Source organism: Microvirga soli (assembly GCF_016734765.1).
Classification (GTDB): domain Bacteria; phylum Pseudomonadota; class Alphaproteobacteria; order Rhizobiales; family Beijerinckiaceae; genus Microvirga; species Microvirga soli.
The window spans coordinates 85846-108631 of record NZ_JAERQE010000003.1 but is presented as its reverse complement, the minus strand read 5'-3'; the positions used below and the strand labels follow the sequence as shown (position 1 = coordinate 108631).

General features: G+C 63.1%; 17 protein-coding genes. All 17 read right to left on the bottom strand.

All coding sequences use genetic code 11. The annotated features are described in order from the left end of the window. Positions 1-68: 68 nt before the first annotated feature. The 17 genes from metF to modA all read right to left on the bottom strand — a co-directional run bounded on the left by metF (position 69) and on the right by modA (position 22785). Positions 69-974: a methylenetetrahydrofolate reductase [NAD(P)H] gene (metF, locus tag JKL45_RS04285; RefSeq protein WP_201859881.1), complete on the bottom strand. Its 906-nt coding sequence runs from the start codon at positions 972-974 to the stop codon at positions 69-71. Then, on the bottom strand, positions 974-1987 hold the full coding sequence (locus tag JKL45_RS04280) for an ArsR/SmtB family transcription factor (protein WP_201859880.1): 1014 nt from the start codon (positions 1985-1987) through the stop codon (positions 974-976). The genes metF and JKL45_RS04280 overlap by 1 nt, the downstream gene beginning before the upstream one ends. A gap of 68 nt (positions 1988-2055) precedes the next feature. Continuing rightward, positions 2056-2937 (bottom strand): DMT family transporter, encoded by an 882-nt coding sequence (locus JKL45_RS04275; RefSeq protein WP_201859879.1) that lies wholly within the window; start codon positions 2935-2937, stop codon positions 2056-2058. A gap of 11 nt (positions 2938-2948) precedes the next feature. Further along, positions 2949-4427, bottom strand: a complete 1479-nt coding sequence (locus tag JKL45_RS04270) for an AMP nucleosidase (RefSeq protein WP_201859878.1) — start codon at positions 4425-4427, stop codon at positions 2949-2951. A 78-nt stretch (positions 4428-4505) separates the two neighbouring features. After that, positions 4506-5192 (bottom strand): SDR family oxidoreductase, encoded by a 687-nt coding sequence (locus JKL45_RS04265; RefSeq protein WP_201859877.1) that lies wholly within the window; start codon positions 5190-5192, stop codon positions 4506-4508. Between the two features lie 5 nt (positions 5193-5197). Then, a complete protein-coding gene (gene ettA, locus JKL45_RS04260) occupies positions 5198-6850 on the bottom strand; it encodes an energy-dependent translational throttle protein EttA (RefSeq protein WP_201859876.1) in 1653 nt (550 codons plus the stop codon). A gap of 640 nt (positions 6851-7490) precedes the next feature. Continuing rightward, entirely contained in the window at positions 7491-8834 is a 1344-nt protein-coding gene (locus JKL45_RS04255; protein ID WP_201859875.1) for an erythromycin esterase family protein, read from the bottom strand. A gap of 159 nt (positions 8835-8993) precedes the next feature. Next, a complete protein-coding gene (locus JKL45_RS04250; RefSeq protein ID WP_201859874.1) occupies positions 8994-11390 on the bottom strand; it encodes a glycoside hydrolase family 113 in 2397 nt (798 codons plus the stop codon). A 163-nt stretch (positions 11391-11553) separates the two neighbouring features. Continuing rightward, positions 11554-13311, bottom strand: a complete 1758-nt coding sequence (locus JKL45_RS04245) for a M14 family metallopeptidase (RefSeq protein WP_201859873.1) — start codon at positions 13309-13311, stop codon at positions 11554-11556. Then, positions 13308-14165 (bottom strand): ABC transporter permease, encoded by an 858-nt coding sequence (locus tag JKL45_RS04240; RefSeq protein WP_201859872.1) that lies wholly within the window; start codon positions 14163-14165, stop codon positions 13308-13310. The genes JKL45_RS04245 and JKL45_RS04240 overlap by 4 nt, the downstream gene beginning before the upstream one ends. A gap of 5 nt (positions 14166-14170) precedes the next feature. After that, complete coding sequence (locus tag JKL45_RS04235; RefSeq protein WP_201859871.1) at positions 14171-15094, bottom strand: ABC transporter permease; 924 nt, start codon at positions 15092-15094, stop codon at positions 14171-14173. Between the two features lie 122 nt (positions 15095-15216). Then, positions 15217-16743 carry an ABC transporter substrate-binding protein gene (locus JKL45_RS04230; protein ID WP_201859870.1) on the bottom strand — a complete coding sequence of 509 codons (1527 nt, stop codon included), beginning with the start codon at positions 16741-16743 and terminating at the stop codon, positions 15217-15219. A gap of 29 nt (positions 16744-16772) precedes the next feature. Further along, a complete protein-coding gene (locus JKL45_RS04225; RefSeq protein WP_201859869.1) occupies positions 16773-18647 on the bottom strand; it encodes an ABC transporter ATP-binding protein in 1875 nt (624 codons plus the stop codon). 166 nt (positions 18648-18813) lie between these two features. Then, positions 18814-20079 carry an aminopeptidase gene (locus JKL45_RS04220; RefSeq protein ID WP_201859868.1) on the bottom strand — a complete coding sequence of 422 codons (1266 nt, stop codon included), beginning with the start codon at positions 20077-20079 and terminating at the stop codon, positions 18814-18816. An 83-nt stretch (positions 20080-20162) separates the two neighbouring features. Continuing rightward, positions 20163-21269 (bottom strand): molybdenum ABC transporter ATP-binding protein, encoded by a 1107-nt coding sequence (gene modC / locus JKL45_RS04215; protein WP_201859867.1) that lies wholly within the window; start codon positions 21267-21269, stop codon positions 20163-20165. Beyond that, positions 21269-21961, bottom strand: coding sequence for a molybdate ABC transporter permease subunit (gene modB, locus JKL45_RS04210; RefSeq protein ID WP_201859866.1), 693 nt, complete (start codon positions 21959-21961; stop codon positions 21269-21271). The genes modC and modB overlap by 1 nt, the downstream gene beginning before the upstream one ends. Beyond that, positions 21961-22785: a molybdate ABC transporter substrate-binding protein gene (gene modA / locus JKL45_RS04205; RefSeq protein WP_376771000.1), complete on the bottom strand. Its 825-nt coding sequence runs from the start codon at positions 22783-22785 to the stop codon at positions 21961-21963. The genes modB and modA overlap by 1 nt, the downstream gene beginning before the upstream one ends. Position 22786: the final 1 nt, after the last annotated feature.

Genomic DNA, 22786 nt, shown 5'->3' with positions numbered 1-22786 from the left:
CTGTTCTCTTTGCATCGCGGCCAGCTTGCTCCAGCCGCCGATGTTGATTTCGATGGATGCAGCGGATGTCAGGCTGCAGCCTTCATGCCCTGGTCGCGCAACCCAAGCAGATGGCAGATGGCATAGACCAGATCGGCGCGGTTCATGGTGTAGAAGTGGAACTCGTTGACGCCACGATCGACGAGGTCGATCACCTGCTCGGCAGCCACCGCTGCGGCCACGAGCTTGCGGGTGTCGACATCGGTCTCCAGGCCCTCGAAGCGGGCGGCCAGCCAAGCGGGCACGCTCGCGCCGGTCTTCGAGGCGAAGTTCGCCGTCTGCTTGAAGTTCTGCACCGGCACGATGCCGGGCACGATCGGGATCTCGATGCCACGTGCGCGCACGCGGTCGAGGAAGCGGAAATAGTGATCGTTGTCGAAGAAGAATTGGGTGATGGCCCGGTCCGCGCCGCAAGCCACCTTGGCCTTCAGAGCATCGATATCCGCATCCAGCGAAGCCGCTTCAGGATGCTTTTCCGGATAGGCGGAAACCGACACTTCGAAGTTGCCGATAGCCTTGATGCCAGCCACCAGATCGCAGGTCTGCCGGTAGCCGCCCGGATGGGCCTCATACTGGGTGCCGATGCCGCCCACCGGATCGCCGCGCAAGGCCACGATATGGCGTACGCCTGCATCCCAATAGGAACGCACGACATCATCCACCTCACCCTTCGTGGCCGCCACGCAGGTGAGATGCGCGGCTGGCTTCAGGTGCGTTTCCTGCACGAGGCGGGACACCGTGGCATGCGTCCGCTCACGGGTCGAACCGCCTGCGCCGTACGTCACGGAGACGAACTGCGGATTGAGCGGAGCAAGACGCTGAATCGACGACCACAGGGTCGTTTCCATTTCGGGAGTCTTCGGCGGGAAGAACTCGAACGACACCTTGATCGGACGGGAGGCCTGCCGGCTTGGGCGAAGGGTGAGTGGTGACATCAGGCGACCTCTCTGTCGGGTTCGTTCAAGGGCCAGTCCGTCACCACGCGGCGATCCTGGCCAAGCCAAAGGGATACGGTCAGATGCTCGTCGCCCTTTGCTGGCGGAGCGATCTCTTGGGTAAGGGTGCAGTCGAGCCCCGCCTCGTCGAGCCAGCCCGCAACCTGGGCCGGGGCGAAGCCGAGGCGACGGTGCGCCTGCGCCTCGCGCAGGAACTCGAGGCTATGAGGCGCAAAATCCACCACGAGGATGCGCCCGCCTGGAGCGACAAGGCGCGCTGCCTCGCGGATCGCCCTAGCTGGGTCGTCGAGGTAATGCAGGACCTGATGGATGACGACGAGATCGAAGGTGTCGCGCGGAAATGGAGGGGCATAGATGTCGCCCTGGCGCAGCTCGATCCCTCTCAAGCCGGCTTTTTCCAGATTGGCGCGGGCCACCGAGAGCATGGCATGGCTGGCATCCAGACCAACCGTGCGCAGGGCCCGAGGCGCCAGCAGCTGCAGCATGCGGCCGGTGCCGGTGCCGAGATCGACAAGGTTGCGGATCGACCGCGTGCCCAAGGCGTCGACCACGGCGGCCTCGACAACCGTTTCCGGCGCATGGAGAGACCTGATCCGATCCCATTCCGGCGCCAGACGTGAGAAGAAGGCCTGAGCCGCCTGCGAGCGCTGGGCACGTACGGCCTGAAGCCGGGTCCGGTCCTCCAGAAGCCGCGGATCGGAGTGGTCCAGGCTCTCCAGGGTCGGGCGGATGATCCGCAGGGCCGCGCCCCGGTCGGTCAGCCGGAAAAAGGCCCACGCCCCCTCCCGGTGCCGCTCGATAAGGCCAGCCTCGACCAGAAGCTTCAAGTGACGGGAGATGCGGGGCTGCGATTGACCCAGGATGTCCGTGAAATCGGAAACGGAGAGTTCGCCCTCCGTCAAAAGGGCTAGGATCCGCAGGCGCGTCTCTTCCGCGGCGGCCCGCAGGACGTCTAGGGTCAGGTCCAGCGATGGAGACGGGGTGTCAGGCACGGCCAAATCTCGCTCTTACATATAAAGATATGTTTATATCTTTTTTGGCGTCCGTGCAAGCAGAGGTATCAGGTCTTCTCTCGGAGAACCTTTGCGCGTCCCGATAGGACGACCAGCACAAGGACCGCCCCGGCGACGAACCAAGCCGACAGGGCAATGTCTTCTCTGTTCAGCACCGAGGCGATCAGCAGGGTGATGAAGGTCTGCAGAAGCTGGACCTGAGAGACATGGGCGATGCCCCCAATGGCAAGCCCCGCATTCCAGGCGAAGAAGCCGAGGTACTGGCTCATCAGGGCGACATAGGCGAAGCTGATCCAGCTCCAGGCAGGGATTGCGCCCGGCTCCGCCGGCATAGTCCAGAGCGCCACCGGAATCGTGACCGGCAGGGCGACAACCAAGACCCAGGAGATCACCTCCCAGCCAGCCAAGCCCGTGCGGGTGAGCTTGCCGGACAGCACATAGCCCAGGGCTGATGACAGGGCAGCTCCCAGGAGAAACACATCCCCCTGCCCCAACGCGCCGTCGCCCTCGTGCAGGGTGAAGCCGATCACGAGGGCAGCGCCAGCCAGAGCCGCGAGCCAGAAGGCCAGGCTCGGGCGTTCGCCCGCGATCAGGGCGCTGATGGCCGAGGTGGCGAGCGGCAGGATGCCGAGCACCACGCCGCCGTGGGAGGCCGGCACGCTCTGCATGGCGAGCGCCGTGAAGCCGGGGAAGCCTGCGACCAGGCACAGAGCCACGAGCATCAGGGTGCCGGCCTGCCGCCGCGACTGCCACCGCTTCCGCAGCAGGAGAAGCGTTGTCAGGGCCAGAAGCCCTGCGAGCGCCGCCCGGCCGGCCGTGACGAAGAGCGGGCTCAGATGCTCGACGGCGATATGCGTGAAGGGCAGCGTGCCGGCGAAAATGCACACGCCGACGAAGCCCAGGAGCAGGCCGAGACTCTCGCGGGACACGGAGCGCCAGCTTACCGGAAGGGCGGTTCGTCGAAGCTGCGGAGCTTGCGCGAATGGAGCGAGGTGCGCTGCCCTCTCAGGATATCGAGAGCCGCCAGACCGATCATGAGGTGCTCGCTCACGGCGCGCTCGTAGAAGGCATTGGCCGCGCCCGGCAGCTTGATCTCTCCGTGCAGTGGCTTGTCCGACACGCAGAGCAGGGTTCCGTAAGGAACACGCAGACGGTAGCCCTGGGCCGCGATGGTGCCGCTCTCCATGTCGACCGCGATGGCGCGGGAGAGGTTGATCTGGCGCCGCTCCTGGCTCCAGCGCAGCTCCCAGTTCCGGTCGTCATAGGTCACGACCGTGCCGGTGCGCAGGCGCCGCTTCAGCTCCTCGCCGCGCTCGCCGGTGACCTGAACTGCGGCGTCCTGCAGGGCCACCTGGATTTCGGCCAGCGCCGGGATCGGGATTTCCGGCGGCACGGCGCTGTCGAGGATATGGTCGCGCCGCAGATACCCGTGGGCCAGCACGTAGTCGCCGATGGATTGCGACTGACGCAAGCCACCGCAATGCCCGACCATGAGCCAGCAATGCGGCCGCAGCACCGCAAGGTGATCCGTGATGTTCTTCGCATTCGACGGACCGACGCCAATGTTGACGAGCGACACGCCCTGCCCATCCTTGCGCATGAGGTGGTAGGCCGGCATCTGGAACCGGTGCCACGGGGACGAGCCGATCAGATCCTCGACCGTCGCCTCGTCCAGCCCCCGCTCGATGCTGACGCCGCCGGGCAGGTCGAGCCGCGTATAAGGCCCGTTCTCGTCGGCCAGTTCCTTCACGGCCCAGCGGATGAACTGGTCCACATAGCGGTGATAGTTGGTGAGCAGGATCCAGGGCTGCACGCAGCGCCAGTCGCTGCCGGTGTAGTGCACGAGGCGGCGCAGCGAATAATCCACCCGGGCCGCATCGAACAGCGCCAGGGGCCGCGCCTCGTTCTCATGGAACATCCAGGTGCCGTCGGCGATCTCGTCGCCGACCTTGGCGAGAAGCGGGGTCGGAAAGTGCTGGGCAAGCTCGGACGCCGAATGCGCTCCCCGGCCCAGCTCGTCGCCGCGTTCGAACACGTAAGGATAGGGGATCTCCTGGTCGCTGACCCCGACCTCGATGGTGGCGCCATAATCGCGCACGAGGAAGTTCAGCTGCTCCAGGAGATAGTTGCGGTAGAATGTCGGCTGTGTGACGGTCGTGGCATAGACGCCCGGCCCCTGGAACTTCGCATAGGCGCGCTGCTTGATCGGCGGCACCGAGGCTGCCCGGTAATCCAGCCGCAGTTCCGGATAGCGAAAGCGGGATCGCTCGAGAGGCGTGGGGGCCGTGCCGGTGGCGAAGAAATGCTCCAGAGCATGGCGCTGCGCCTCGATGGCGCTGTCATGGAGCCCGATCAGCCGCTCGACGGCTTCCTGAGGCGTGGCAACGGATTCAAAGCTGGAAATGTTGTCGACTGGCACGGAATGTCTTCTCTTCTTATGTCTCGTGCCTCAAGGGTCATACACTGTTTCGTCGAGGAACCCAACCGGGTTGATCGATCAGAATGGAAGTCGGGCTCCCGACCAGTCGAAGAACCCGCCGGTATCCTCAAGCGTGAGCCCGTCGATAAGCTTCAAGAGTCCCGCCGCGCTCTCCTCAACGGTAATGTCGGCGCCGGAGCCACCCATATCCGTTTGAACCCAGCCGGGATGCACCGAAATGGCAGTGATGCCTTCGGGACGGAGGTCCGTTGCCAGCCCCTGCATCACCTTGTTCACCGCAGCCTTGGAGGCGCGATAGGCGATGCGATCCGACTTCGCATGGGAGAGCGAGCCCATGCGGCTGCTGATGGCGATGATCTTAGCCGTCTTCGCGCGCCTCAACTGAGGCAGGAAAGCCTGTGTGACGCGTAGAGGGCCGAGGGTGTTCACGTTCAGGGTTTCAAGAAACCCATCGAAGTCCATGTCGAGCGTCGATTGCCGCTGCGCGCCAATGATGCCCGCATTGTTGACCAGAACATCGACAGGTTCGTCGAGGCTCGCAGCTGCTTCACGGATCGATGTGCCGTCCCGAACATCCAGTGCGAGCAGCTTGAGTTGCCCGCCAGCAATGAACTCATTCCAGTCGGTCTGGCTCTGGCTCAAATCGCGAAGGGTGCCGACAACCCGATCACCACGACGCAGAAGAACGCGGGCGAGCTCGCGCCCGATCCCGCGTCCGATGCCTGTGATGAGGTAAGTCCCCACGGCGATTACCGCGAGAACTTCTTGTACTTGATCCGGTGCGGGATCGTGGAATCCGTGCCGAGGCGACGCTTCTTGTCCTCCTCGTAATCGGCGAAGTTGCCCTCGAACCATTCCACGTGGCTGTCGCCCTCGAAGGCGAGGATGTGGGTGGCGATGCGGTCGAGGAACCAGCGATCGTGCGAGATGATCACGGCGCAGCCCGCGTAATCCTCCAGCGCCTCTTCGAGAGCGCGAAGCGTATCCACGTCGAGATCGTTGGTCGGCTCGTCGAGAAGCAGGACGTTGGAGCCCGACTTCAGGATCTTGGCGAGGTGCACGCGGTTGCGCTCACCGCCCGAGAGCACGCCGACCTTCTTCTGCTGGTCGGAGCCCTTGAAGTTGAACGCGCCGCAATAGGCGCGGGCGTTGATCTCGCGCTTGCCGAGATAGAGGATCTCGTTGCCGCCGGAGATCTCCTCGTAGAGGGTCTTATTGGCGTCGAGCGAGTCACGGCTCTGGTCGACATATCCGAGCTGCACGCTCTCGCCGATCTTGATCGAGCCTTCGTCCGGCTGCTCCTGGCCGGTGATCATGCGGAACAGGGTCGTCTTGCCGGCGCCGTTCGGGCCGATGATGCCGACTATGCCGCCCGGCGGCAGCTTGAACGACAGACCATCGATGAGAAGCTTGTCGCCGAAGGCCTTCTTGAGATTGTCGAACTCGATGACGTTGTTGCCCAGGCGCTCGGCAATCGGGATGATGATCTGAGCGGTCGTCGGGCCCTTCTCGTTGGCCTTGGCCACGAGGTCCTCGTAACGCTGGATACGGGCTTTCGACTTGGCCTGACGGGCCTTCGGCGAGGCGGACACCCACTCGCGCTCGCGCTCGATGGTGCGCTGGTGCGCCGCGTCCTCACGGCCTTCCTGCTCGAGGCGTTTCTGCTTCTGCTCGAGCCAGGACGAGTAGTTGCCCTCGTAGGGAATGCCCCGGCCGCGGTCGAGCTCGAGAATCCAGCCGGTGACGTTGTCGAGGAAGTAGCGGTCGTGGGTGACAATCAGGATCGCCCCCGGATAATTGCGCAGATGGCCCTCGAGCCAACCGGTCGTCTCGGCGTCCAAGTGGTTGGTGGGCTCGTCGAGGAGCAGCAGCTCAGGCTGCTCCAGGAGCAGCTTGCACAACGCCACGCGGCGGCGCTCGCCGCCCGAGAGCTTGTCCACGGACCAATCGTCCGGCGGGCAGCGAAGCGCATCCATGGCCTGATCGACCTGGGAATCGAGATCCCACAGGCCCTTGGCCTCGATCTCGTCCTGGAGACGGGTCATCTCGTCCATCGTCTCTTCGGAATAGTTCATGGCGAGTTCGTTGTAGCGGTCGAGGATCGCCTTCTTGGCGGCCACGCCCTCCATGACGTTCTCGCGCACGTTCTTGGTGGGGTCGAGCTGCGGCTCCTGCGGCAGGTAGCCGACGCGGGCGCCCTCGGCGACCCAGCCTTCGCCGGTCCAGTCCGTATCGGTGCCGGCCATGATGCGCAGCAGGGTCGACTTACCGGCGCCGTTGACGCCGAGCACGCCGATCTTGGCATCCGGGTAGAAGGAGAGATGGACGTTATCCAGGACCTTCTTGCCGCCCGAATAGGTCTTGGTGAGGCCACGCATGTGGTAGATGAATTGACGGGACACGGAAAAAGCCCTGCTTGATCGAGATGTGAATGGAGTTGGCCGTCAGTTAGCAGGGGCGGAGGACCGGGGCAAGGCGGAGGAGTGTCGCCACGGGTTCATCGCCAACAGAGTTCCAAAGGGCCAGCACCTTCGGGCCTGAGGCCGGGTGGCCTCAAGCCGTCAGGTCAATCGAGGGTGGCGTGGTGGGCAGCCCGGCTCGATGGATGGTGGTGAAAGTGAGAGCCAAGCTGCTCATCACGCGCGGTTTGTTTTAGCGGATCTGGAGGCATGCCAGATCGGCCCCCTGCGATCACAGGCGTGCGAGGCCTGCGGCAGGACCGCTCCCCGTCCCACTCTTGCGACGCCTCGCGAGCGCGCCCCTCGTCGGGAAAGGATGCACAACGATATAGCCGATCTTAGGACCAAAGTCAAGAACAAATGCGGAACATTGATCCTGTCCACCCACGGTCATCCCGGGGCCGCGAAGCGGAGCCCGGAATCCATAACCGCTAACAGTGAATAAGGGGTCGTAACTCTCGTCACACTACTTAAAACGTCGTGATTATGGATTCCGGGCTCTCGCTCAAGCTCGCCCCGGAATGACAATGGCGGCGCGTTGCGCAATCGGAACACCCGATCTAGATCGGGAAGGTCATGCGCATCAAAGCCCAAACGGATAGGTCTCCGGCATGCCCTTGCCGTGGGCGTGGCTCAGCGGCGTCACGGCCCTGGTCTCCTCGAACCACACGAAGGCGTCGAACTGCTCGGCCAGCACCGCTTCGAAGTAATGACTGTAGAGCTCCGTGTCAGGCCGGTAGACCACGCCGATGGCGCGCTCAAGCCGCGGCCGGGAGAGAACCTCGGTCAGGTCGGCTTGGCCGTTCTCGCGCCAGTCAGTGAGGAAGCAGCCCAAACCCGCATCGCGGAAGATCCGCTCATGGCTGTCGGGGCGCGCCGAGCGGACGCTCTTGACCTGCATGGGTTCGTCCCAATCGTCCGCTGCCGCCACGGTGCCGCGATCCGTTCCAAACCCAATGAGAACCGCATCTGCCTTATAAGTTTTGCGGCAGAGCTCGCCGATGTTGAACTCGCCCTGCCAGCCCATGGCCGTGGCGGCGGCATTGCCGATGTGGGAGTTGTGCGCCCAGACGATGGCCTTGGCGTTGTCGCGCCGCGCGAGCAGGCTCTGCAGCGTCTCGAACATATGCCGGTCGCGCAGGTTCCAGGATTCGGTCGCGCCTTCGTACATGATGCGGTAGTAGTGCTCGGCCGCGTGAACGATCTTGGCGTTCTGCACCGCGTCGAAGAACGCCTCGCCGCCTTCGGCCTGAAGATAGTCCATCCGTTTGTCGAGAATGTCCTGAAGCTGACGCAGCAGGGCCTCGTCGCATGGCTTCTTCTGCCCGGTGAGCACGGCGCGACCGTAGCGGGCGGGATCCGCCTGCCAGGGGCTGAGACAGCCATAGCGTCCCCTCGCATCTTTCGCAGCTTCCGGATCGACCTTGTCGAGATAGTCGAGCACGGAGCGGATTGACCCGTTCAGGCTGTAGACGTCGAGCCCGCGAAACTCAGCGCGCTCGTCGTCTGCCCGCTCCTTGTTGTGCTCGCGCATCCAGTTGACGAAATCGGCCACCTCCTCGTTGCGCCACATCCAGGTGGGAAAGCGCTCGAAGGCGGCATCATCGCCATCGGGAACGGGACGATGGCGCACGTAAGCATCGATCCGCGCCGCATCGGGCCAGTCGGCCTCGACGGCCACGATGGTGAAGCCGTGCTGCTCGATCAGCCACTTCGTGATGGCGGCCCGTGCCCGGTAGAACTCCGCGGTGCCGTGCGTGGCCTCGCCCAGCAGCACCACCTTGGCATCGCCAAAGCGATCGAACATGGCGCCGAACGCCTGCTCGTCGGCGATCGGCGGCAGGGGTTCGCCGTGCTCGCGCACCAGATCGACAGCCTCCTTGATCGCGGCTTCGTTCTCGTTCTGCTTCCAGAACAACCGGGCCATGACGCGATCTCCGCAGGGCCGGATCCCCGCGTCCGGCTCTGCCGAAGAACGACAGCAGGACTCCGCTTGTTCCGCCGGATGAATAACACCCGTCTGAATGGAAAAACGGCCGGAGATACGCTCCCCGGCCGTTTTCGATTGTTCGAAGAATCCCGGAGCCTACCAGAACCAGAGATCGCCACGATCGAGGGTAGCGGCCTTGAAGTTCTTCAGGGTCAGGACATCGCCGTCACCGAAATTGATGACGGTGTCGCGGCCCACCTGCTTCACCAACTTCATGAACTTCTGCATGACCTCGGCATCGGTGGCACCGCTGCCGATGCCGGTTCCGTTCATGTTGCCTTGGACGATCAGCTGATCGCCCTGCTTGAGCTTGAAGTCGTAGATGACATCCTTGGTCATGCCCTCGCCGAAGACGAAATCGTCGGCACCCTTGCCGCCCCAGAGCTTGTCGGCACCGCCGCCTGCCTCCAGCATGTCATTGCCGGCTCCGCCCCACATCTGATCGTTGCCGAACCAGCCCTGGACGGCATCGTCACCATTGCCGCCATAGAGCTTATCGTCTCCGTCGCCGCCCTCAACGCCGTCGTTTCCGTCACCGCCATTAACGAGGTCGTTGCCCTCTCCGCCATCCAGCTGATGATCGTTGCCGGCTTCGCCATAGAGCTTGTCGTTGCCGCCGCCTCCATTGAGGAGATCATAACCTTCACCGCCACGGATGAGGTCGTTTCCGGCTTCGCCATAAAGCATGTCATTGCCCGTGTCGCCACGGACTTGATCATTCCCTACGCCACCATAGACGATGTCGGCACCGTCTCCACCATAAAGGCGGTCTGCTCCGGCGGCGCCCTCAATGTAGTCGTCACCCTCTTTGCCATAGACCACATCATTTCCGTCTCCCCCGTCGACGGTGTCATCGCCAGGGCCTGCGGTCAGCCTGTCGTTGCCGCCGAGGCCACGGACGATGTCATTCCCGGCACGCGCATCGATCACGTTGGCCCGGCTGGTTCCGGTGATCTCGTCATCGCCGGATGTAGGCTTTGTCGAAGGCCCACTTGAGCCAGTCTTGAACGTGAACCATTCAGCTCGGATCGGATCGGACGTCAGGATGGTGATGCTGCCGCCAACGTCGAAGCTGATGCGATATCCACCCGCTACAGTGGCAACATGAAGATCCGCGTAATCGGCGACACCCGCATTGAGCAGGCGAATTTTGTCGCCCTGCTCATAATTGAAGTCGAGAATCGTGTCGGCACCGTCGCCGCCAGAATAGGAGAAGACATCCGCTCCCTTGTTGCCCCTGAGGCTATCGTTTCCCAACCCGCCAATCAGCGTGTCGTTATTGAAGCCTCCGGCCAGCGCATCACCAAGAGCCGTGCCGGTTTTCTCAAGCCCTATGACAGAAATGGGATTCTTGAAGTACTGCTCAACTAGCGCGTCCGCGAGTTTCTCGTGAGTGGAGTATCCTGTGTCGGGAGCCGGATCGATAACGGCTGCACTTGCATCGTAATTCCAAAGCCAGTAGCCAGCCAGCCATCCTTCATCGACGCGATCAGTGATGATCTTGTAGAACGCCTTATGCATGTTGAGCTGTTCGACTTCGTCGACGGGGTGGGGGTCACCCCATTGCCATGGAGCCGTGTTGTTGCCGTCCATGCTGCGGAAGCCGGTCTCGGTGAAGATGAGCTTCTTGCCGGACTGCTGAGCAACCCACTTCAGGGCATCCATCGCTGACATGGTGTTGGCAGCAGCTTCACCAAACTTCTCCTTGATAGGATCGCGCGTGCTGTCGACATTAGACGGTTTAGTCCAGCCGTCGATCAGCTGCTGCAGCGTCGGATTGAAGTTGCTCTCGGTAAAAGCGATGTAGGGATTGGCTCCAACATAGTCGAGTTTCTTCCAAAACCCGACGTGCAGAGCCTCTGTCCAGGTGGCCGCATAGGTCAGCTTGACACTGCCGTCCGTGATGTCGCGAACCTCGTCAATAATGTCGTTCCAAAACCCTGTGAAGCGAGGATGCGTCATGCTCTCGCATTCGTTGCCGATGGCGAAGGTCGTAACGCCCTGCTCCTTGGCCAATTCTGCGTAATGAAGGACAGCCTGCTTGTAGGAGGCGAACCAAGCCGCGCCGAATTCCATCCACTGCGCCTCGGTCGGAGGCGTTCCGTCGGGATTGTTGCCGGGGCCGATCAACGCGTTCCAGTCGGTATTCTGCATGTTCACATGCAGCTTGAAGATCACTTCCAGACCGCGGGCTTTGGCTTCTGAAATGGCTGCCCTGATCGAGGCGTCACTCTCTGTCCGGGCGTGACCATCGTTGATGAGGTTGTTCTCCTCATCACGTTCCGTTCCTTGGACAACTCCCCCCGGATCGTTGTTGTCACGATAGACGACCGTGGAGTTCAGGCGATCCATATAAACGGTCGGAACGATCACAACTTGGGAGGCGCCGTCTTTTTGGATCTCGGTTAGGACGTTTCTTGAGAATTCCTGCTGATAATTACCATCGTACCAGGACGGAATGCTCTCAGCCTGGAACTCGAAAAGCTTAGCCATGTAATCTGCCCCTAAAAATCAAATTTATCGCTTACTATGCGTTATGGATTTCAATACAATATAACACAACGCACAGCAAGCGTAGCGCGGGCATGGAAGAGCGGGGCGCTCAGGAGCACCTATTAGGTCTTAAATCAGGGCCGAGCACGTGACGTAACGGCAATCAAAAAGCGCCGGCAGCAGCACTCATCAGCGTGTTGAATGCCTCCTCGGCGGCAATGACGGTGGCCATCTGGACGGTATGGGCAAAGCGATAGGCCTCGCCATAGATCGTCTCGTCCGGGAATTCCGTGATCAGCGTCATCGGGGTCGGGTGCCGCTCGTCGGCCGTGATCAGGCAAGGGATGTCGTTGATGATCTCGTAGGGCGTCCCGCCGGAATGGATCGAGCAGATCTCGATCTGGCGCCGGTTGAACTCGGCCAGCCCGGGAACGGCCGACAGGCCCGTCGTGACCGCCTCGATCAGCGTTCTGGCCGTTTTGTCCCAGGCAGGATGGTGCCGCATGATCAGGAAGAAGCCTTTCGGAATCGTCCAAAGCTCAAAACCGCGCGGCAGGTAGCCGGTGAAGGGCCGCGTCCATTCATGGGCAGGGTAGCCGTGAAAATTGAGGTGCAACTGCGCGCCGGACAGGGCCAGGGCCTGGTTGCGGGCGCCGATCTCATAAAGAGGCTCGCTGCCGCCGTATTCCAGATCGTTGCCGAGCGAGGTGTAGCGCGCGGCGTGGTGCATGTGGCGGGGGCTGCCCTCGCAGAGGCGGCCATGCAGCGCGTAACCGTCCGGGTTCTCGACCGGGATATAGGCAATGTTCGCCTCAGGCGCGGCCAGCAGCCTGTGCACCGCCCTCAAGGTGCCGACGGGAGCCGAGGTTTCGTTGGCATGCTGCCCGCTCGTGACGAGAACGGCTGCCCGTGAGCCGGCACGATAGAGGCCACGGACCGGCCGCCCCTCGCGGGAAACGCCCTCGAAGGTTTCGCCGGGAAGCCCTGCAAGCTCGCGATGAATCTGGGCCAAGGACGGTGCTGCATCGGCCGTTTCGATATCCTGCTCCGGCCGCTCCGGATCGGAGGGTACGCCGAAGGGGCGTAAGCTCACGCGAACCTGTGCATCGCCCTCCCCGTGCCGGATATCCGGCACGATCTGGCCCGGTTGCAGGCCGCGGTCCTCAGGCGGGCGGCCCGAGCGGTGCTTGAAGAACTCGAGGATCGAGAAATAAAAATCCTCGTGCAGCGCCTCGCGGGTGCTCATGACCTCATCGCCATAAGCGAGTTCGCGCTCGATGCCGGGAATGGCGACATCGATGGCAAGCGTCTCGGCATAGGGCTCCGTTGCGGGCCAGTCATGGGCCATTACGACGCCCATGACCTTGTGAAACACCTGCTCGATTTCGGTCTCCAGCGGCTCGTCCAGGTCGGGACCGCCGTCAGTGCGCCCCGTCACCTTCAGCCAGCCCGTCGGGGTGAGGTCGACCTGATCGAGATGGTTCGTGCGCAGTCGGTTGGGCGCGAAGACCTCGTGCTCCGCAAGGCTGCCATCTGCGTATTCAAGCGTGATCTGGTAGGTGAGATCGACCTTGCCGGGCTCGAAGCGGGTCTCGATGCCCTCGAGCAGGGCCGCCAGGGGATAGGCCTCGGAAAGGAAGCGCAGATGGTCGGCCTTTTCATGCACGGGATAGCGCACGGTGGCGCGGGTGACGCCGCCTATGTCGAACTCTTCCAGGAACGCATGCACGAGCGGCTTGTAGGCGCTGCGCAGGCGGGCGTGGATGCTGAGATCGGCGAACATGCGCTCCGCGTCACGGCGGGCCGCCTCGTCCTCGAACAGCCAGGCCTCAATGACCGTGCCGCGATGGTCGTCCTTGGCCCATTCACGCACGAGAGTGTCGAGCGTGCGCGGAACGCGCTCTTCGAGCAATATCGTCATTTCGAGGTCTGTCCTGTCGGGTCGAGATAATCGCGCAGCCAGTCGCCTAGAAGGTTGAGGCCGAGCACGGTGAACATGATGGCAAGCCCGGGGAATACGCTGACCCACCAGGCCGTCTGCAGATAGGTGCGCCCGTCGGCCAGCATGCCGCCCCAGCTCGGGATGAGCGGATCGACGCCAAGACCGAGGAAGGTCAGGCTGCTTTCGAGCAGGATGTTGTTGGCCACCTGCAGGGTCATGAGGATGACGATGGGGCCGAGCACGTTGGGCAGCACGTGCGTGAAGATGATGCGCCCGTTGCCGACCCCGATGGCGCGGGCGGAGAGAATGAACTCCCGCTCCCGCAGGGCCAGCACGGAGCCACGCACGAGGCGGGCATATTGCACCCACTGGGTGGCGATCATGATGAGGATCACCTTGTCGATGCCCGCACCCAGAATGGCCAGGAACATGATCGCCACGAGGATGAAAGGCAGCGCGAGCTGAATGTCGACGAAGCGCATCAGAAGCATCTCGGCGATGCCGCGATAATAGCCCGCCACCAGACCGACGAGAGTGCCGATGATGACGGCGCCGAGCACGGACAGAAAGCCGACCATGAGGGAGATCTTGCCGCCCACAGCGACCCTGGCCAGCACGTCGCGGCCGAGGGGATCAGTGCCGAGGAAGTGTTGCCAGCTCTGGAACGGTGGGATGAGCCTCGCCATGAGGTCCATGCCCTCGCCGCCATCCGGAAATAGGATGGGCGAGAGCAGCACGACCAGGGCGATGCCGCCTGCGAAGATGAAGCCGAGGACAAGTTCGAGCGACTTGAACCACGAGCGCGACGAAGAGACAGCCTGAGCCGTTGCCATGGGCTTTACTCCGTCCGGATGCGCGGATCGATCAGCCCATAGGCGATGTCGACCAGGAGATTGATGAGGATGATGAAGAGCGCAAGCACCGTGATCGTGCCCTGGAGCACCGGATAGTCACGGTTGGAGATGGCATCGAAAGCGAGCGTGCCCATGCCCGGCCAGTTGAACACCCGCTCCACGATCACGATGCCGCCGATGAGGCTGCCGAACTGCAGGCCGATATAGGTGACGAGCGGAATGGCGGAGTTGCGCAGGGCGTGCTTGTAGAGCACGACCCGGTCGCGCAGGCCCTTGGAGCGCGCCACCATGATGTATTGCTGCGACAGCGTCTCCAGCATCGATGTGCGCACTAGGCGCACATTTGTGGCGGTGAGGATGGTCGCCATGGTGAGCGCGGGCATGACGAAGCTCTCCGGCCCTTCCATACCGCTCGGCGGCAGGATCCCGAGCACGATGGAGAAGAGGAGCACCAGCATGATGGCGAGCCAGAAGTTCGGGAATGACAGGCCGACCAGCGACAGGATGCGGATCATCTGATCCGGCCAGCGGCCACGATGCACGGCCGCGTAGATGCCAAGCGGCACGGACAGGACGATGGATATCAGGAGCGAAACGAAAGCCAGAAGAAGCGTTGCCGGAAGCGCCTGGGCGATCAGCGCGGAAACGGGTGTCGCGCCCATGAAGCTCTTGCCGAAATCGCCGACAAGAATTCCCTCCAGGAAACCGAGATACTGAACATGGAAGGGTCGCTCCAAGCCGAGCGCCTGCCGGATATTCTGCAAGTCCTGCTCGGTGACGTTGCCGCCGCCGCTGAGCAGCATGACGGCCGGATCGCCGGAGAGCCTGATCGCGAAAGCCACGATCAGGGTGACAGCCAGGATCACGAAGATCGCCTGCAGCAATCGCTTGAAGATAAAGCCTGCCATATCGTGGTCTGTCCGCCGTTCTTATTTTTGCGTTCTTGTTTTTGAAAGAGGCCCCGCTCGCGCGGGGCCTGCTCATGTCATCGGTGCGCGCCGCTCCGGTTGAAGGGACCGGAGCGGTCCGCTTACTCCACCGTCGTCTCGGTGAAGCGGAAGCGGCGGTCGGCGGGAGCGTCGAAGTTCTTCACCCGCTTGTTCACGCCATAGAGCGTGTTCTGGTTATAGAGCGGAAGTTCGAGCGCCTGATCGGCAACATAGCGAGCCACCTCCTGCAGGATCTTCTCACGCTCCTTCACGTCGTAGACCGTGCGCTGCTTCTCGAGAAGCGCGTCGAGCTTCGGATCCTTGCCGTAGGGGTTCCACTTCTCGCCCGTGTGGTACATCAGGTAAGCCGTGTTGTCGTAGTCGAAGGTCCAGCCGCCCCAGGACTGGTGCCAGGCTTCGCCGGTCTTGCCATTGGGGATGATGTCGTTGAGCAGGACCGGCGGCTCGTGCGGCTGGAGCGCGGGCTTGAGGCCGAGCGCCTGGAGGAAGCCGGCCGCCGCCTGCGCCACCTCGCGGAAGGTCGCATCGTTGCCGCGGAAGTCGATCCGCACCGGAGCGCCGGCCGGCACCTTCGCGTCCTGCAGCATCTTCTTCGCCTGGGCGAGGTCGAACGGCAGCGGCTTCATGGCCGGGTCATTGCCGAAGGACAGCTCGGACTGGAAGCTCGCAATCGGCTTGGCGTGGCCGAGAAGAACCGCCTTGATGATGGCATCCCGGTCGATGCCCATGATCAGCGCCTTGCGGACATTCACATCCTTGGTGATGCCCTCCTTCGTATTCAGGCGCAGCGAAACGACGGTCGGCCCAGTGATGCTCATCAGGCTCAGGTTCGGGCTCTTCTCGACCGTCGGCGCGAGACCGAAGGGGATGAGCGTCGCAACGTCGAGACGCCCGGATTGAAGTTCCGCGACCTGGGTATTCGCCTCGGAGATGAAGCGGGTCACAACCTTGTCGAGCTTCGGCGCGCCGCCCCAATGCTCGGGGAAGGCCTCAAGCGTCAGGCTCACCTTCGGGCTGTATTCGACAAATTTGAACGGACCGGTGCCGACCGGGTTCAGGTTGAAATGGGCATCGCCCTTTTCCTGAATGTATTTCGGCGGCACGATCATCGCGCCGTAGCCGGCAAGCTTGGTGAGCAGCACCGGATCAGGCTGCTTCATGATGAAGTCGACCGTCTTGTCGTCAATAACCTCGACACGATCGATACTGGTGTAGTTTGACTGCTGCGGTCCCTTCTTGCCCTCTTCGCCAAGCAGGCGGTCGAAGGTGAACTTCACGGCCGCCGCATTGAAGGGCTCGCCGTTGTGGAACTTCACATTTTCGCGCAGCTTGAAGCGGATGCGGCTGTTGTTGTCCATCAGCTCCCATGAGGTCGCGAGCCCCGGCTTCAGCTTCATGTCCGCGCCACGGGCCGTGAGCCCGTCGAAGATGTTGTTGGCGGCGGAGGACCAGTCGACCAGGAAGGTGTCGATCGGGTCCCAGCTGCCGGGATCGATGGCCACCGCAACGGTCAGGGTTCCGGCGGCCTGGGCCTTGGACACCATCAGCGGCGCCAGAGCCACTGCGGCCGTCAAGCCGAGAGCCTTGAGTGTTGTCGAAAACTTCATCCTGTTGTCTCCCTCTGGAAAGTCTTTTGTCACGCGGCCCCACGAAGCGAATCCGCCTCGATGGCGACCCAATGTCCTGGCGCGACCTCGCGCATGCGATGGATGGCGGGCTCCTGGCCGACCGGGCGAACCGGGCTCGGGATTTCGCCTTCGATCCGCACCTTCGCCCGCTCGCGCTGCGGATCGGCGATGGGCACAGCCGCAAGCAGCTTGCGGGTGTAGGAATGCTGCGGGTTCTCGAAGATCGCCTGCCGCGACCCGAGCTCGACGATCTGACCAAGATACATCACGGCGACGCGATGGCTGATTTTCTCCACCACGGCCATGTCGTGGGTGATGAAGAGATAGGACAGCCGCCGCCTCTCCTGCAATTCCATGAGCAGATTGACGATCTGTGCCTGGATCGACACGTCAAGCGCCGACACGGATTCGTCCGCGATCACGAGCTTGGGGTCGCTGGCCAGCGCCCGGGCGATGCAGACGCGCTGGCGCTGGCCGCCGGAGAATTCGTGCGGGTAGCGCTTGGCATGCTGCGGCTGCAGGCCGACCTGATCGAGCAGCTCATGCACGCGCCGCTCACGCGCCTTGGAATCCTTGATCAGCCCATGAACAATGATCGGCTCGGCGATGCTGTAGCCCACCGTATGACGCGGATCGAGGGACGCGAAGGGATCCTGGAAGATATACTGGATCTCCTGCCGCAGACGCCGCCGATCGGCCTGGCTCATGGCCGCCATGTCGCGCCCGTCGAAGCGCACCGTGCCGCCCGTGGGCTCGACGAGCTGCTGCAGCGTGCGCCCGATGGTGGACTTGCCGCTGCCGGATTCGCCCACCAGCGCCAGGGTTTCGCCGGGATAGATGTCGAAGCTCACCTCCTCGACCGCATGGACTCGATGAGTCACGCGGCCGAAGAAGGTCTTGCCCACGTCGAAGCGCGTGGTGAGCTTGTCCACCTGGAGAATGGGTTTCGTGTAATCGGCGGTGTTCTGCTCGTGGGTGCCGCCGACGGGCTTAGCCACGCCGCCATCCATCACCATCACGGGCGTGCGCTTCGGCAGCGGCTGGCCTGTGAGGGAGCCTAGGCGCGGCACGGCGGAGAGAAGCGCTCTGGTGTAGGGATGCTGCGGCGACGCGAAGACGTCGCGCACCGGCGCCTGCTCCACCTTCTCGCCCTTCCACATCACCACCACGTCATCGGCCATTTCGGCCACCACGCCCATATCGTGCGTGATGAAGATGACGGCGGTGCCCATTTCCTGCTGCAGGTCACGGACGATGTTGAGGATCTGCGCCTGGATCGTCACGTCGAGGGCCGTGGTCGGCTCGTCGGCGATCAGGAGCTTGGGATTGCAGGCAAGCGCCATGGCGATCATCACGCGCTGGCGCATGCCGCCGGACAGCTGGTGCGGGTAGCGGTCGAGGAGCCTGTCTGCATCCGGCAGGCGCACCTTCTGCAGCAGGTCTCTGGCCCGCAGCCGCGCCTCGCGCCCGTTCAGGCCCTGGTGCAGGATCAGGGTTTCGGCGATCTGGTTGCCGATGGTGAAAACCGGGTTGAGCGATGTCATCGGCTCCTGGAAGATCATCGCGATGTCGTTGCCGCGGATCTCCCGGAGCCTGGTGTCGGAGGCCTGCACCAGGTCGATGGCCTCTCCGCCATTGGGGCGGAACAGCACCTGCCCTCCGGTGATCCGGCCGCCCGTGTAATCGGTCAGGCGCATGATCGCGAGCGACGTGACGGACTTGCCCGACCCCGACTCGCCGACGACGGCCAGGGTCTTGCCCGGCTGCACGTCGAAACTGACTTCCTTGACGGCTTTGAAGGGTCCGCTCCCCGTGCCGAACTCCACCGACAGGGAGCGGACCGACAGGAGGGCTTCAGATTGACGATTGGGTGTGTCCGACATCCATCCACTCTTGAGGCAGCGCCGGCCCGACAATGTTCAGACCGGCACCTCTTTGATACCTGTTACCCATCACAGCCGCGATGCCGATACGTCAAGCACCGTTTGCGTCAGATCAGGCAATCACCTGGATCATAGATCCGGCACGGCGCAAAGGGCGAGTCCTTTGTTACGATGTCACCCATTCGCCGCCGCGCATGAGCGGCTCGGCCGTGCCGTCCTGTGTGATACCATCCACATCCACCTGATCGGAGCCGATCATCCAATCAATGTGGATCAGGCTCTTGTTGGAGCCGCGGGACGTCAGTTCGTCCTCGCTCATGGCGCCGCCACCCCGGATGCACTTGCTGTAGGCTTGGCCAAGCGCAATGTGGCTCGAGGCGTTCTCGTCGAACAGGGTGTTGAAGAACAGAAGCCTGCTCTGCGAGATCGGCGACGAATAGGGCACCAGGGCCACCTCGCCGAGACGGCGCGCGCCTTCGTCCGTATCTAGAACCCTGTTCAGCACGGCCTCACCGGTACGTGCCTTGCTCTCCACGATGCGACCGCCCTCGAACCGCACCTGAATGTCCTGGATCAGGGTGCCGTTATAGGAGAGCGGCTTGGTGCTCGTCACCGTGCCGTCCACACGGTCCTTGTGCGGCGTGGTGAAGACCTCCTCGGTCGGGATGTTGGCGTTGCACACGAGACCGTTCTTTGCGGTCGTCGAGCCACCGTTCCACTCATGGTCATCGGCCAGGCCGACGCGCAGATCGGTGCCGGGGCCGCGGAAATGGAGCGCGGCAAAGTTCTTCTCGTTCAGCATGCGCGTGCGGGTCTGCAGGGCCGCGTTGTGCTGCTCCCAGGCGGCGATGGGATCGGGCGTGTCGACGCGGGACGCCGAGAAGATGGCCTGCCAGAGCTTGGCCAGAGCGACCTCATCTGCATCGTCCGGGAACACGGTCTTGGCCCAAGCCGGGGTCGCGGCGGACACGATGGTCCAGTTGATGTCGAAGCCCGCAATCATGTTGAGGGCCGGCATATAGGCCTTGGAGCGGGCCCGGTTGGCGCGGGAGACCTTCTCCGGATCCTCCTTGGCGAGCAGCGACGGGTCCTCGCCCACGATGGCAAGCCGGGCCGCGCCCTTCTTGTAGGCCTCGGCCATGCCCTCGTAGAGCCAGGCCGGAGCCGTATCGAAGCCCTCATCCCGCCCATGGCGGAAGCGCATCAACGTGCTCTCCTCGTCGGAGAAGATCGTGGTGACGAGCGAAGCGCCGGCCTTGTAAGCATGCTCCGTGATGCGCCGCACCAGAGCCACGGCCTCGAGCGGCGCGGTCAGCACCAGCTCCTGCCCCGGCTTCAGCCCGAGTCCGACCCGGATGGCGACCTCCGCCAGACGGTCGAGAAGCTGGGCATGGGAGGCCGCATCGGGCAAATTCCGGACTTGTTCGTTCATGATCGTGGTCTCTCGACACTGGAAAGGATGACGGGAGAGGCTACACGGCTATGCCGTCCATGCAACCTCACCGGTATCGGATCTCACATATTCTCTCTGCCCGTGACGCCAAGGGCCTCAGGGTCGAAAGCGATGCTCTTGATGATGGCGTGAACGGCAAGGCCAGGCTTGAGGCCAAGCTCCTCGACGGATTTGCGGGTCACGCGGGCCACGACAGGATCCCCGCCGCAATCGAGCTGCACATCCACGCTCGACCCCTCGGCCTCGTCGATGGAGGAAATGAATCCCGGCAGCACGTTCAAGGCGCTCAGGCCTTCGGGTGCCTTCAGCGACAGGATGATGTCGCGGGCGCGAAGACGCACGCGCAGGCTCGTGCCGATGGGATGAGGAAGACGCGGGATGCTCAAAGTACCGGCCCGCGCCTGCAGCACGGTCAGGTCATAAGCTTCATCATGCCTCGACACCTGTGCTTCGATCAGCGCGCCAACCTCTGCACGACCTTCCAGCGCAAAGAAGCTCGTGTGCCTCAGAACTTCGGCTGCAGAGCCCGATGCTATCACCCGGCCTTCCGAGAGAACCACGACGGATGTGGCCAGCCGCGCGATTTCAGCCACGGAATGACTGACGAGCACGATGGGAATGCCGCCCTCGTCACGCAGGCGTTCGAGATAAGGATAGATTTCAGCCTTTCGTGCCTCGTCGAGGGAGGCAAGCGGCTCGTCCATCAGCAGGAGCTGGGGATCGGCGAGTAGCGCACGGCCGATGGCCACACGCTGCTTCTCGCCGCCGGACAACGTGGACGGGCGGCGGTCGAGCAGATGACCAATGCCGAGAAGATCCACCACATGATCGAAGCTCGCTGTCCGCTCGCCCTTCTGTGTGAACCAGCGGCCGAAGAGCAGGTTGTGCCGCACGTTGAGATGCGGGAAGAGCCGTCCTTCCTGGAACACATAGCCGATGCGACGCCTGTGCTTCGGCACGACGATGTTTTTCGTCGTATCGACAAGCACCCGGTCCTGCACCACGATGCGCGCATGATCCGGTTGCACGAGTCCACTGACGGCATTCACGATCGTTGTCTTGCCGGAACCTGACGGACCGAACAAAGCCGTGAGCTTGCCATTGGATTGGAAACTTGCCTGCAGGGCGAATGCGCCCTGCTCATGCTCGATGCTGACGTCAAGGATCATCAGGCGTGAACCCTGCGACGCACACGCCGCGCCAGCCACTCGGACAGCCACAGCGCCGCGATGGAGATGACGATGGACACGAGCGTCAGCCGCATCGCACCACCCTCGCCTCCCGGCACCTGGGTATAGGCGTAAATGGCCGACGGGATGGTCTGCGTCTCGCCGGGAATGCTCGAAACGAAGGTGATCGTCGCGCCGAACTCGCCCATGGCCTTAGCAAAGGAGAGCACCATGCCGGCGATGATGCCGGGCAGAATCAACGGCAGCGTCACCACGCCGAAAACCCAGACAGGATGAGCCCCGAGCGTGCTTGCAGCGTCCTCGAGCTTGCGGTCGACGGCCGCGATGGACAGCCGGATGGCGCGCACCAGCAGCGGAAAGCCCATGATGGCGCAGGCGAGCGCAGCACCCGTCCAGCGAAACGAGAACACGATGCCGAACTGCTCGGCGAGAAACGCCCCGACAGGACCGCGCCGGCCGAAGCCGATGAGGAGAAACCAGCCGACCACGACGGGCGGCAAAACCAGCGGCAGATGCACGAGCACATCGAGCGCCTGCCGCCCCCAGAAGCGTCCGCGTTCCAGCAGGAACGCGATGGCAATTCCCGGGATGAGGCTTGCCGCCATGGCCACGGAGGCGACCTTCAGGCTGAGGCGAACCGCCGTCCACTCTTCCGGAGAAAGCCCCTCCATCACGAGCCCGCTTTGTTCAACAGAGTGAAGCCCTGCTTTTCGAAGAAGGGCTTGGCCTTGTCCGAACGCAGGAAGCCCAAGAACGCTGCTGCCTCCGGATTGGCTGAATCCTTCGTCAACGCGATCGGGTAGACGATCGGCGGATGGCTGCCTTCCGGAAACGTACCGACGATGGTGACGTTCGAGTCGGACACGGCATCGGTCTTATAGACGATCCCAAGGGGCGCCTCGCCGCGTGAGACGAGCAGAAGCGCTGCGCGCACATTCTCGGTCTGGGCGACCTTGTCCTTCACGCCCGCCCATGCGCCGAGATGCTCGAGGGCGGCCTTGCCGTATTTGCCGGCCGGCACCGCATTCGCATGGCCCATGGCAAGACGATGACTGCCGAGGATCGCCGCGAGATCGAGCTCGGGCTTGAGTTCGACCTGTGCCGCAGAACCTTTCGGTGCGATGAGAACAAGGGAATTGCCGAGGAGATTGACGCGGCTTTCCGGCTGGATCAGCCCCTTGGAGGTCGCATAATCCATCCAATCGAGATCGGCAGAGAAGAAGATGTCCGCCGGGGCTCCAGCCTCGATCTGCCGGGCGAGCGCGTTGCTGGCGGCATACGACACTACGACTCGCCTGCCGCTGTCGCGTATCCAGGCAGCGGCGGCCTCGTCGAGCGCGTTCTTCAGGCTGGCCGCGGCAAAGACCAGCACGTCCCGGCTTTGGGCCAGGGCTTCACCGGGCACCGCGAGGCTCGCCCAGACCAGCCCGATCAGGAGCGCCCGCGCGAATGCGCCGACAACGAAGCCTGCTCGATGGATGATCCTGCCGTTCAAA